The 13435-nt window shown below is 25.4% G+C and carries 13 protein-coding genes; 10 read left to right on the forward strand and 3 right to left on the reverse strand.

Annotated features, from left to right (window positions below; genetic code table 11):
- Positions 1-4 precede the first annotated feature (4 nt).
- The 6 genes from H0H47_RS02520 to H0H47_RS02545 all read left to right on the forward strand — a co-directional run bounded on the left by H0H47_RS02520 (position 5) and on the right by H0H47_RS02545 (position 6272).
- Positions 5-2128 carry an ATP-dependent helicase gene (locus H0H47_RS02520; RefSeq protein ID WP_185865913.1) on the forward strand — a complete coding sequence of 708 codons (2124 nt, stop codon included), beginning with the start codon at positions 5-7 and terminating at the stop codon, positions 2126-2128.
- A gap of 17 nt (positions 2129-2145) precedes the next feature.
- Positions 2146-3156, forward strand: coding sequence for a cation diffusion facilitator family transporter (locus H0H47_RS02525; RefSeq protein WP_185865914.1), 1011 nt, complete (start codon positions 2146-2148; stop codon positions 3154-3156).
- A 19-nt stretch (positions 3157-3175) separates the two neighbouring features.
- Positions 3176-3784, forward strand: a complete 609-nt coding sequence (locus tag H0H47_RS02530) for a DUF4290 domain-containing protein (protein ID WP_185866313.1) — start codon at positions 3176-3178, stop codon at positions 3782-3784.
- 2 nt (positions 3785-3786) lie between these two features.
- Complete coding sequence (gene murA, locus H0H47_RS02535) at positions 3787-5103, forward strand: UDP-N-acetylglucosamine 1-carboxyvinyltransferase (RefSeq protein ID WP_185865915.1); 1317 nt, start codon at positions 3787-3789, stop codon at positions 5101-5103.
- A gap of 289 nt (positions 5104-5392) precedes the next feature.
- Positions 5393-5875, forward strand: a complete 483-nt coding sequence (gene greA, locus H0H47_RS02540) for a transcription elongation factor GreA (protein WP_185865916.1) — start codon at positions 5393-5395, stop codon at positions 5873-5875.
- Positions 5868-6272: an HIT family protein gene (locus H0H47_RS02545; RefSeq protein ID WP_185865917.1), complete on the forward strand. Its 405-nt coding sequence runs from the start codon at positions 5868-5870 to the stop codon at positions 6270-6272. The genes greA and H0H47_RS02545 overlap by 8 nt, the downstream gene beginning before the upstream one ends.
- Before the next feature lie 5 nt (positions 6273-6277).
- Here H0H47_RS02545 and H0H47_RS02550 read toward each other — a convergent pair whose 3' ends face one another.
- On the reverse strand, positions 6278-7048 hold the full coding sequence (locus H0H47_RS02550; protein WP_185865918.1) for a type III pantothenate kinase: 771 nt from the start codon (positions 7046-7048) through the stop codon (positions 6278-6280).
- A 124-nt stretch (positions 7049-7172) separates the two neighbouring features.
- Between H0H47_RS02550 and H0H47_RS02555 the strand changes: the two genes are divergently transcribed.
- Both H0H47_RS02555 and H0H47_RS02560 read left to right on the forward strand, forming a co-directional pair.
- Positions 7173-7988 carry an alpha/beta fold hydrolase gene (locus H0H47_RS02555; protein ID WP_185865919.1) on the forward strand — a complete coding sequence of 272 codons (816 nt, stop codon included), beginning with the start codon at positions 7173-7175 and terminating at the stop codon, positions 7986-7988.
- A 5-nt stretch (positions 7989-7993) separates the two neighbouring features.
- Complete coding sequence (locus H0H47_RS02560; protein WP_185865920.1) at positions 7994-8581, forward strand: 5-formyltetrahydrofolate cyclo-ligase; 588 nt, start codon at positions 7994-7996, stop codon at positions 8579-8581.
- On the opposite strand, the gene rseP is transcribed toward H0H47_RS02560, so the two are convergent.
- Complete coding sequence (rseP, locus tag H0H47_RS02565; protein WP_185865921.1) at positions 8571-9902, reverse strand: RIP metalloprotease RseP; 1332 nt, start codon at positions 9900-9902, stop codon at positions 8571-8573. The two genes, H0H47_RS02560 and rseP, sit on opposite strands and share 11 nt — an antisense overlap.
- A 105-nt stretch (positions 9903-10007) precedes the next feature.
- Between rseP and H0H47_RS02570 the strand changes: the two genes are divergently transcribed.
- Both H0H47_RS02570 and feoB read left to right on the forward strand, forming a co-directional pair.
- Positions 10008-10253, forward strand: coding sequence for a FeoA family protein (locus H0H47_RS02570; protein WP_185865922.1), 246 nt, complete (start codon positions 10008-10010; stop codon positions 10251-10253).
- Positions 10235-12292 (forward strand): ferrous iron transport protein B, encoded by a 2058-nt coding sequence (gene feoB, locus H0H47_RS02575; RefSeq protein WP_185865923.1) that lies wholly within the window; start codon positions 10235-10237, stop codon positions 12290-12292. Before H0H47_RS02570 ends, feoB begins: the two co-directional genes overlap by 19 nt.
- 133 nt (positions 12293-12425) lie before the next feature.
- Here feoB and H0H47_RS02580 read toward each other — a convergent pair whose 3' ends face one another.
- Complete coding sequence (locus tag H0H47_RS02580; RefSeq protein ID WP_185865924.1) at positions 12426-13415, reverse strand: D-alanine--D-alanine ligase; 990 nt, start codon at positions 13413-13415, stop codon at positions 12426-12428.
- Between the last annotated feature and the right edge of the window lie 20 nt (positions 13416-13435).

Raw genomic sequence — 13435 nt, forward strand, 5'->3', positions numbered from 1 at the left:
TTTTATGTGTCTAAATAGTTTTCAACGGAAAATTATAGAAACCATAAGTGGCCCTATTCTCGTTATTGCTGGGGCTGGGTCTGGAAAAACTCGTGTAATTACATATCGTATTGTTCATATGATTCAAAATATAGGAATTAGTCCTTCTAATATATTGGCTTTAACTTTTACTAAAAAAGCTGCTAAAGAAATGAAGGATAGAATTTCTAATCTGATAGATCCAAAAAATATGGATCAAATCACATTGGGAACTTTTCATTCCATATTTTCTATTCTTTTGAGAAAAGAATCTCATTGGTTAGGATACAAACCAAATTACACTATTTATGATCAGAGAGATTCAGAAAATGTGATAAAAAAAATATTAGAGGATATTAATTTTGACATCTCTTTGACTCCTAAAGAAATAAGAAGAATAATATCTGAATACAAAAACAACTTATACATCAAGAAAAAAAATAATAGAGAATCAGAATGTTTAGCAAAAATATACAAATGTTACACAGAACGTTGTTTACAAGCAGAAGCATTAGATTTTGACGACATTTTGTTACACACTAATCGTTTGTTCTCTCATTTTCCAAATGTCCTAAAAAAATACCAAGATAAATTTAAATACATATTAATTGATGAATATCAAGACACTAATTTTTCTCAAAATACAATCATAAAAAGTTTAGCTTCTCAACATCAAAACCTTTTTGTAGTAGGAGATGATGCTCAAAGTATTTATGCTTTTCGTGGTGCAAATATTTTGAATATTTTAAATTTTCATCTTGATTATAAAAATGCTAAGATTTTTCGTTTAGAGCAAAATTATCGTTCTACCCATCACATAGTTCAAGCTTCTAATAATATTATTTCTTTTAACAAAAATCAAATTTTAAAAAAAATATGGACAAACAATGAAAAAGGAGAAAAAGTAAAAATATATTGTGCTTTTTCCGAAAAAGAAGAAGCACAATATATTGCTTCTTCTATTCTTTCAATCAAAGAAAAAACAAAATATCATTATAAAAACTTCGTTGTTCTTTATAGAGCAAATGTTCAATCAAATATTATAGAATATGCACTGAAAGAAAAAAATATACCTTATAAGATTTATGGTTCCATTTCATTTGAAAAACGAAAAGAAATCAGAGATTTATTGGCTTATTTGAGGATTATTACTAATTCAAATGATGAAGAATCTTTATTACGAATTCTTAAAAAGGTAAATAAAAAAACTATAAAAACTATATTAGATTTATCTAAAAAGATAAAAATAACAGTTTACAAAATAATAAAGAATATAGAGAACTATCAATATTTATTGGATATAAACAAAAAAACAAAAGATAAACTTAAAAATCTAATTCTTATAATAGAAAAATTACATCTAAAGATAAATAAAAAAGATGCATATACAATAGCAAAAGAGATTGTGGATTTCTTATTAGTAGAAGATCCGAAAAATTACAAGAGTCAAGATTTCCAATATATACTTAACAATATATTTTTTTACGTAAAGGAACAGAAAAAATTAAAAAATAATGGAAATATCAGCATATATGGATTTTTACAATATTTTTATTTGGAAATTGATGAAGACATAAATCATGATGAAAATGAAGGAAATAAGGTTTCATTAATGACGGTTCATTTATCTAAAGGATTAGAATTTTCTATTGTTTTTATTGCAGGATTAGAAGAAAATCTATTTCCTTCAAAATCCAGTTTTTTAGACAAAAAAAAAATAGAAGAAGAACGTCGTTTATTCTATGTAGCTTTAACTAGAGCTCAAAAAAAAGCTGTTCTTACTTATGCAAAATCTAGATTTTTATGGGGAGAAAGAAAAAAGAATATTCCTAGTCGTTTTATTAATGAACTGGATAAAAATTTTCTTGATATAGAAAATCAGAATTCTATATCTTCAGAAAAAGAAGAAAAAAATACTCTATTGAATCAAAAATGTTCTGAAGAAAAAGATTTCAAAATAGGAGTAAAAGTTTTTCACAAAAATTTTGGAATTGGTCTAATTTTAGATTTACAAAATGGAAAAAAAATAGCTCTAATTAAATTTAAAAAAACAGGAGAAAAAAGAATACTACTCAAATTAGCATTAGATAAATTGATTGTTTATTCATAAAATGATATTGATAGATTATGGATGATTCAAAAAAAATTAAGCTGAATCTTAATTTGCAGAAAATAATTTGTTTTGTAGCTATTGTTTTCTTTTTGATAAAATTAATTAGTTGGTATATGACTTCTTCACTTTCCATATTTAGTGACGCAATGGAAAGCTTGATCAATATAATTAGTGGATTTATTGGATTATGTAGTCTTTATATATCTTCTTTACCTAAAGATCAAAATCATCCATATGGTCATGGAAAAATAGAATTTATATCAACTGCAATAGAAGGTGTATTAATTTTTATTGTAGGGATAACAATTTTTATAAACACTTTTATACGTGTTAAACATAATATGCATGGAGTTTTTTTATCTAGATTAAATTATGGAGTGATTTTAATGTCTTTTACAGCTATTATTAACTATTTTTTAGGATTTTTGGCATGTAAAATAGGACATAAAAATGGAGCTTTAACATTGGTAGCCAGCGGAAAACATCTTCAAATCGATACTTACTCTACTTTTGGGATTGTTATAGGACTAATTTTATTAAATATCACTAAATGGATATGGATAGACCCTATTATTTCTATTATTTTTTCATCCGTAATTTTGTATACGGGATTAAAATTATTAAGAAATGCTACAGCTGGAATTATGGATGAATCCGATAAAAAACTTTTAAAAAAGTTGTCTTCCTATCTCAATGAAAAAAGGGATGTTAATTGGATAGATCTTCATCATTTAAAAGTTATTAAATACGGTAGTGCTTTGCATGTTGATTGTCATCTAACTGTTCCATGGTTTTTTAATATAAAAGAGGCGAATCAAGAAGTGAATAAATTGACTCAATTAACTAAAAATGAATTCGGATCTAAAGTAGAATTGTCTGTTCATGTAGAAGCTTGTTCCAATAATCATTGCATATTTTGTTTTAATCATTCTTGTCAAGTAAGACAAGCTTTTTTCCAAAAAAAAATTCTTTGGACTTTAGATAAAACATCATATTATAATAATGACAACACTAAATCTTATTAGATCTTTAAATATAAATAATATGGAATATAACACTAGTCGTTTCAAATTGGTGATACCAGAATATGGTAGAAACATTCATAAAATGATAGACTATGCAATCCAAATAAAAAATAGAAAAAAAAGAAATCTTTGTGCATGGAGTATTATAAAATTAATGACAGATTCTACTCATCCTAGGCTCAACAAATCAATTCCTTATTTTCAACATAAATTGTGGAATCAATTATTTATAATGTCTAATTATCAGCTAGATATAGATCCTCCTTTCCCTAAACCAAGTCCAGAAAAAATAAAAATTTTATCTTATAAAAGAGTAGTGTATCCTGAATATTTAACTGATTTTAGATATTATGGAAAAATAATTAGAAACATGATCCATGTAGCAATACATTGTAAAAATGGGCAAAAAAAAGAAGGATTGTTTTATGCAATAGCTAATACAATGAAGAAAAATTATTTGAGATGGAATAAAAATATAGTAGAAGACGATATAATATTTAAAGATTTAAAAGAACTTTCTAAAGGAAAGATATGTTTAATGAATACAGATCCATTGCTACAATGTTCTCATATTTTTAAGTCTAAAAGAAAAAAATCATTAAAAAAACAAAAAGAAAAAGTTGTATAATAATGGGAACTTTTAAAATTAAAGGAGGGTTTCCTTTAAAAGGAGAAATAAAACCACAAGGAGCTAAGAATGAGTCTTTACAGGTTTTATGTGCCGTATTATTAACTCAAGAGAAATTAAGAATCAAAAATATTCCAGAAATAGGGGATGTAAAGTGTTTAATGCTAATTCTTAAAGATTTAGGAGTTTTAATAAAGAAAAATGATATTGGAGATTACACTTTTCAAGCTAAAAACATAAATATTGAATATTTAAACACAAAAAAATTTCGTGAATATGGAAAATCAATTAGAGGTTCAATTATGATAGCAGGCCCTTTACTTGCTAGATTCGGTAAGGTTTGTATTCCTATTCCTGGAGGAGATAGGATAGGAAGAAGACGTTTGGATCCTCATTTAACAGGATTAAAATCATTAGGAAGTCATATATTTTATCATAATGAATACAAATACTTTAATTTGCATACAAATAATAAAATTTTGAACGGAAGTTATATTTTAATGGAAGAAGCTTCTGTGACTGGAACAGCTAATATTATAATGGCTGCAACTTTAGCTAAAGGGGAAACTACTATTTATAATGCTGCTTGTGAACCCTATATTCAACAATTATGCAAATTGTTAAATAAAATGGGAGCTAAAATAAGAGGAATAGGATCTAATTTGATTAATATCATCGGAGTGAAAGAATTAGGAGGATATTGTACACACACCATATTACCGGATATGGTAGAAATAGGGAGTTGGATAGGTTTAGCTGCTATTACTTGTTCTGAAATACGAATTAAAAATGTGAGTTGGAAAAATTTAGGGATCATTCCAAAAACATTCCAAAAAATGGGAATCAAATTAGAAAAAAAAAAAGATGATATTTATATACCATCACAAAAATCTTATCGAATTAAAAAATTATTAAATAATGCGATATTAACAATATCTGATTCTCCATGGCCAGGTTTGACTCCCGATCTATTAAGTATTTTGACTGTGGTCGCTACTCAAGCTAAAGGAAGTGTTTTAATTCATCAAAAAATGTTCGAAAGTAGATTATTTTTTGTGGATAAACTTATTGAAATGGGAGCACAAATCATACTATGTGATCCTCATAGAGCAACTGTTATTGGATTAAATCATAAATCTCATTTACGAGGATCCATACTAAATTCTCCAGATATAAGAGCAGGAATATCTCTTTTGATAGCGGCTCTTTCTGCTAAAGGAACTAGTCTAATTAAAAACATAGAACAAATAGATAGAGGATATGAAAATATAGATAAAAGACTACGCATTTTGGGTGCGAATATTTTAAGAATGGAATAAAAAACGTTTTTTATATTCTCCAATCATACATAGTATGATAATAAAATTTGATAGATTTTTGGACAATAATTTTTGATGAAAACAATGAAAAAAGAAGAAAAAAAATGAAACAAAAACACAAAAATTCGTAATTTTAGAACATAAAAATCTGAATATAAAACAATCAAAATCAATGTCATTATAATAAAATAAAATGTTGTATTTTTTGTTCATAAAATCACATAACTTTATGTTTTATATAATAAACAGATAAATGAAAAAGATCCGGAAAAAATAATAATGAAAAATTATGGCAAAATTTGAATATATAACTAAAGAAGGATTAAAAAAATTGCAAAAAGAAATAGAACGATTAGAAAATATAGAACGTCCAAAAATATCTATGCAAATCGCAGAAGCAAGAGATAAAGGGGATATTTCAGAAAATGCAGAATATGATGCAATAAAAGAAGCACAAGGATTCTTAGAAATGAATATAGCTAAGTTAAAAAAAAAACTATCCAATGCACGTATTATAGACGGGTCACAAATAAATAGGACCAGAGTCTCTATTCTTTCTACAGTAAAAGTGAAGAATTTAACTTATGGAGGTGAACAAATATACACTTTAGTTCCAGAAGGAGAAGCTGATTTAAAATCAGGGAAAATATCCATAAATACTCCTATATCCACAGGATTACTTGGGAAACAAGTAGGACAAATTGCTCATATTAAATTGCCTAATAAAATGATACTTGATTATGAAATTTTAGAAATAGCATTTAGTGAATGATAATATTTTTCATAAAATAATTAATAACGAAATTTCTGCTTACAAAGTAGCAGAAAATTCCGATCACTTGGCTTTTTTAGATATTTATCCTATCAAAATAGGACATACTTTAGTAATCACCAAAAAAAGCAATAGAGATAAAATCTTTTCTCTTCCCGAAAAAGAATTTATCTCTATTATGTCTTTCACGAGAAAAGTAGCTGTTGGGATAGAAAAAATTATTCCTTGCAATCGTGTAGGTATATTTGTTATGGGATTTGAAATTCCTCATGTACACGTTCATCTCATACCTATGGATCAAGAAAGCGATGGTAATTTTTCTAAAAGAAGAATGATTTTATCTGCAAAAAAATTTCAAGTTTTGTCCGAAAAAATAAAAAAATCTATTGATATATAATTTTATTAATGATTCCAATGGAATAAAATTTTTAAACCTTTTATTGTATGTAATTTATCTTTAAGATGAATTTTTTTTGTTAAAGGGGTATATATATGGGAAAGACCTCCAGTTGCAATCACAAAACAATTTATTCTCAACTCTTTATTGACTCTATTAATTAATCCTTCAACCATACTTAAGTACCCATAAATAATTCCACTTTGAATACATGTCTCTGTATACTGTCCTAATACGCTAGGAGGTTTTTTTAATTCTATCTGTGATAATTGAGCAGTGTTTCCAATTAATGCTGTTAAAGAACTATTTACTCCTGGAGCAATAATAACACCTTGAAGGATTCCATATTTATCAATACAAGTCAAACTTAATGCAGTTCCAAAATCTACTACTAAAGTAGTATTCTTATTATTATATAATGTATATGCAGCTATAGCGTTGGCATATAAATCTGTTCCTAATTGGTGAGAAGAATGTTTTATAGGAGAAGATGAATATCTATCTACTATTAGAGGTTTTATTTTATGTATTTCATATAAAGATTGTTCTACAATATTTGTAAGTGGAGGAACTACTGATCCTATTACAATATTTTGTATTAATTTAGAGAAAATCCCATACTGTTGATATATATTCCTAAATAATAAAATATATTCATCTAATGATCTATGTGGATTACTATTAATAATCCACGAACAATTACATTTTAAATTATAATTATTATTAAATAGTCCAAAACGAATACTGGAATTTCCAATATTTATTGTTAACAACATGATTCATTTCATTTTTGAAAAATAAAAACGTATTTTGAATCAAACAATTGTTTTTTCACAATTTATTATATCTATAAAAAATTTATAATTTATAAAAGTATTTAACTTTCATAGTTATTATCATATGAGCATAGATAATATTTACTACAAAAAAACAAATTTTAAGATAGAAGGGAAAGGAGTCCCAATTGTACTATTACATGGATTTATGGAAAGTTTAGAAATATGGAATTATATATATTCCGACATTTCTAATAAATATAAAGTTCTTTCAATTGATTTCCCAGGTCATGGAAAAAGTTTTTCTACATTAAATCATGATACCATTTTTACTATGGAAAGAGCTGCAGAAATTGTGAAAAAAATTGTAGAAAAAGAGAACATCCAAAAAGCAGTTTTTGTTGGTCATTCTATGGGAGGTTATATTGCCTTAGCTTTGGCAGAAAAATATCCAGATATTTTTTTTGGATTGTGTTTGCTTCATTCTACAGCAGAATCAGATTCTGATGATAAAAAGAAAATTCGTATGCAATCTATACGTCTATCTATTAATAATTATCCCATGCTTGTCGATACAAGTGTAAATAAATTATTTAATATTAAAGAATTATCTTTTTTGCAAGAAAAAATTTTTTTTGTCAAAAAAATAGCTTTATCCACTTCTGTGAATAGTGTTATTTCTTTTTTAAAAGGAATGAAAATTCGTAAAGATAGAAGATTTTTACTAAAAGAAACTACTTTTCCAAAGTTACATATAATTGGTTTATACGATTTAATTCTTGATCCAAAAAAAATTCGTGAAGAAGCTAAAAATGGAAATAAAACTAATTTCATTGAAATTCCTACAGGTCATATGGGACACATAGAAAAACCTAAAAAAATAACAAAAATATTAGAAAATTTTATGGATCACGTGATTCTAAAAAACTATCGAATTTGACAATAATGAATAAAAAAAAATTGCGTAAAAAATATTTTTTTTACAGAAAAACTCTGTCTCAGAAAGAAGTCTTTGAGAAGAGTTATGAAATTTTTTTTCATCTGAAAAAAATATCTTTTATCTGGGAAAAAAAATATTATCATATTTTTTTACCTATACGTGAATATAAAGAAGTGGATACATTTATTATTGTCAATTTTTTATTAAAAATAGGGAAATATGTAACTATTCCTTATTCTAATTTTCATATAATTTCTATAGATAATTGTTTATTTGATAAAAAAACTTTATTAAAAAAAAACAAATATGGAATTTTTGAACCGATTTCTACACATAAATATGTAGTTTCACCTTATTTTATTGAAGTAATGTTTATCCCATTATTAATATTTGATTTAAGAGGTTATCGTATTGGTTATGGAAAAGGTTTTTATGACAGATTTATTCCTTTCTGTAAAAAAAATGTTATTAAAATAGGTTTGAGTTTTTTTACTCCTATAAAAAAGATTGTAGATATTCATGAAAACGATCTATCCCTAGATATAGGGATCACTCCCGATAATATTTTTTTATTTGATGATATCAAGAAATAAATACTTTGAAAATATCCCAAATAATAATAAAAATCATAATTAAACTAATTATTACAAATCCAAAAATAGTACAACGTTCAAGAATCTCTTCATGAACTTTCTTTCTTGTGATCATTTCTATCAAAATAAATAATATGTAACCTCCATCCAATGATGGAATGGGAAATAAATTCAAAAAAGCTAACCAAATGGACAAAGTAGCAGTTAAAGTCCAAAAAATATCCCAATTCCATTTAGAAGAAAATTCTTTTGCCATAGAAAAAAAACTCCCTATTTGTTTATAAGCTTTGGTTTCTATATGAAATACATTTTTGAAAAAAAATATTTGGTTTTTTAAAACTTCCAAAGATTTTGTGACTCCATGAGGAATACTTTCAAAAAAAGAATAATTCATTTTTTCAAATGAAAAAATTTTATCCAAATCCATAAAATTTTTTAAGTAAATTCCCAAGATTCCTTTTGAATCTATAAAAACATTTTTTTGAATTAATTTTCCATTTCTATTAATCGATATTGCTATATTTTCATTATTATATTTTGATAATAAATCCTTTAATTGATCAGAAAAAAGAATGGATTCAGAATTTATAGATAATATTTCATCATTATTTTTTAAACCATATTTTTCCGCTTCAGAATTTTGTATGACATGATTTATAATAGGAGGGACACGAGGTTTAATAAAGAAACTGATTTTTTTTCTGTCAAAAAGAAATCTTTTTTTATCGTTATTTAGTGACAATTTTATAATCTTTCCCATCCTATCTACAGTCACAGAATTTCCCAAAAGGATTGCTTTAGGAATATCATTGAAATATGGAATATATTTTTCATTTACAAATAAAATTTTATCTCCATTTTTGAATCCTATTTTTTCTCCTAAAGAATCAACTTCTATCCCATATTTAACATTTTTTGTGGGAAGATATGTTTCTCCATATTTAAATAATAAACAAGTAAAAATAAAAATAGATAATAATATATTGGAAATAATTCCTCCAGAAATAATTAATAGCCTTTTTATTGCTGATTTTGAACGAAACTCCCAATTTTTTTCAGTTTCTTTTGAAGAAACATTTTTTTCATCTATCATCATTCCAGATATTTTTACGTATCCTCCTAAAGGCAACCATCCTATTCCATAAATAGTGTGTCCAATCTTTTTTTTAAAAAGTGAAAACCAAGGATCAAAAAATAAAAAAAATTTTTCAACTCTTACTTTAAATATTTGAGCTAAAGTAAAATGACCTAATTCATGAATAACGATTAATATAGAAATGCTAAGAAGCAATTGTATAGATCTAACCAAAATAGATGTCATTTCCAAAACTTAAAAAAATAAAAGAAATAAATTTAAACCTTTATTTCATTTTTTTTCATTACTAAAAATTTATTTTTTATTTTTCTAATATAAAATATATAAATTTTGAATTTATCTAACCTTAAAAAAGGAGAAAAAGGAATTATCAAGGGATATAAAAACGAAGATTTTCCTATCAAATTATTAGAATTAGGTGTTTTACCTGGAGTAGAATTCGAGATACTTTTTGTTTCTATTTTTTATGATCCATTATGTATAAGTTATAATCAGTCTTGTTTAGCATTACGTAGAAAAGAAGCAGAAAACATTATAATAGAACCTAAAATTTTAAAATGCAAAGAAGAAGAATAAAATTAGCGCTTATTGGAAATCCAAATGTAGGAAAAACTTCTTTGTTCAATAAATTGACTGGACTTAACCAAAAAGTAGGCAATTATTTAGGAGTTACAGTAGACAAAAAAATAGGATATTTCTATTATGAAAATAGATGTTATCAAATTATAGACCTTCCTGGAACTTACAGTATATATCCTTCATCTGAAAATGAAGAAGTAGTCAGCAAATTGCTTATTAATAATAAGGATTATTTGGATTATCCTGATAAAATTATGGTTGTAGCAGATTATTCTAATATAAAAAAAAGTCTTCTTTTATTTAGACAAGTGCAAGATTTAGGATTTCCTGTTTTATTTATCCTAAATATGTTGGATGAAGCAAAAAAAAAGGGAATCTCTATTGAGATAGAAAAACTAAAAAAATTTCTTATAACAGAAATAGTCTTGATCAATGCAAGAGAAGGAATAGGATTGGAAAAAGTTAAAAAAGAAATCAAAAATTTAAATAAAAAAACAAAAAAATTGGATTTTTTCAATCCAGGATTACGTTATTCTATTGCTGTTAATGATGTAAAAAAGAATTACAAAGTAAATACTTATAAGGCTTGGTGTTATTTAGCTTATAATGGAAAATTTTTGAAAGAAGATTATTTATTAAATAAAATAAAAAAGAAACACAATATTATATCCAAAAGATTACAAATTAAGGAAACATTAGATAGATATGAAGAAATAGGAAAAATTTTTATCGAAACAGTTTCCGAATTGGTTTCAGATAAAGAAAAAAATTATTTAGAATTTTCAAAAAAAATAGATAATAATTTAATTGTTCATCCTTTTTGGGGTTATTTTATTTTTTTCTTTTTTTTATTTTTTATTTTTCAATGTGTTTTTTTCTGGGCAGAAAAACCTAAAGAGATTATAGAATTTTTTTTTTCTTTTCTTCAAAAAAAACTAGAAAATATTTATCCAGGTCCTTTAAATAATTTTTTATTGCAAGGAATATTGCCTGGAATTAGTACTATTATCACTTTTATTCCACAAATTTTTATTTTACTATTTTTTCTTCTTCTTATGGAAGAAAGTGGTTACATAAGCAGAGTAATATTTTTAATGGATAGAATTATGAGACCCTTTGGGTTAAATGGAAAAAGTGTTGTTCCTCTTATTTCTAGCATAGCTTGCGCTATTCCAGCTATCATGTCAGCTAGACATATTGAAAATCCAAGAGATCGTTTAATTACTATTTTAGCCACTCCTTTTATGACCTGTTCTGCAAGATTACCTGTTTATACTTTGATTATATCTCTTGTCATACCAAATTATAGATGGTATTTCATTCAATTAAGAGGGCTAGTCCTTATGATTATGTATTTATTAGGGATAGTCTCTGCTCTAGGTGTATCGATGATTTTACATCAATTTTTGAAAAAAAATTATCAAAGTCATCTGATTATGGAAATCCCTACTTACAAATTTCCTATATTTAGAAACATTTTGATTACCTTATGGATTAATCTAAAATCATTCATTATCAATGCAGGAAAAATGATTTTATTGATCAATATATTAATTTGGGTTTTAGGATCTTTTGGTCCTTCAGAAAATTTATCATATCAAAACTCAATCGTATTAAAATATATGCAAAAAAAAGAATTATCTCATTCATATTTGGGTTTGATCGGTAAGAAAATAGAACCTATAATTCGTCCATTAGGATACGATTGGAAAATTGGAATAGGATTGCTATCATCTCTTGTAGCGAGAGAAGTCTTTGTTAGTACTATGGCTTCTGTCTATAAGATAGAAGGAAAAGAAAATTTTTTGAAAGAAAAAATGAAAGAAGAAGTGTTTAATAGCACCAAAAAACCTATTTATAATTTATCAACAGGAATTTCTTTGCTATTTTTTTATGCATTATCTATGCAGTGTATGAGTACTTTATCTATAATAAAAAAAGAAACGAAATCTTGGAAATGGCCAATAATACAATTTTTTTTTATGACTTCTCTAGCTTATATCGCTTCATTTTTAACATATCAAATTTTAATATAAAATGTGTCAATATCTAATAATAGGAATATTTTTTTTGATATCAATTGCATTTTTGATCAAAAAATTTTTGAACTTTTTTTCAGACGAAAAAATTTTTTGCAAAAAAAAATGCAATTGTAAATTATAAAAATTTTTACGATTTTCTTTTCACTCTTTCAATAGAAAAATTAATAGAATCTTTAAATAAATCAGACAAAGATATACCTGCTATTTTCAATTGCTTTGGAAAAATACTTTCTTCCGAAAGTCCTGGAACTGTATTAATTTCCAAAAAAAAAGGGTTCCCGTTTACAATGATATACTCTGATCTAGAGATTCCTGATAGATTTAAATAATTATATACTTTTTTTGCAATTTTTTGTATTCTATTTTTAACATTTGGAAGCAATTTTGCCGGTGTTATTTCTTGAGATTTTCCAGAATATTTAGATTCAAAATCAAAAAAATCATTTTGACTAATTATTTCTGTTATAGGCAAAACAAAAATTTCATTTTTGAATGAAAAAACTCCTACTGAGACTTCCCTCCCTTCAAGAAAAGATTCAATAATAATTTCCTCATCTTCTTTAAAAGCGTTTTCCACTGCATTGAATAAATCTTTTTTTTCATAAACTTTACTGATTCCTAAACTAGATCCAGATCTATTAGGTTTAACAAAACAAGGAAGTCCTACTTTTTTTAAAATTTTTTCCTCATCAAAAATTTGATTTTTATTTAAAAAAATAGATACGGCAGTATTAATTCCAAAATGTTTCAATAAAGTTAAACAATACTTTTTGTTAAAAGTCACATTAGCATGATTAAAATTACATCCTGTATATGGAATTTTTAATAATTCAAAATAGGCTTGTAATATCCCGTCTTCTCCTGGAGTTCCATGAATCGCATTAAAAATACAATCAAACTGTATACGCTTTATTCCCACTTTGACGGAAAAATCACATTTATCAATAATATATTCTTTGTCTTTTTTATCTTTCATAAACCATTTTTCTTTGAAAATATACACTTTATAAGGTTCAAATTCTTTTCTGCACAAATTTTCATAAACTACTTTTCCGCTTTCTAGTGAAATTGCAGACTCTTTTGTATATCCACCCATAATCACAGCTATTTTTTTCATGATTTATTTTTTATTAATGA

It is taken from the genome of Blattabacterium cuenoti, assembly GCF_014252075.1.
Classification (GTDB): Bacteria; Bacteroidota; Bacteroidia; order Flavobacteriales; family Blattabacteriaceae; genus Blattabacterium; species Blattabacterium cuenoti_AC.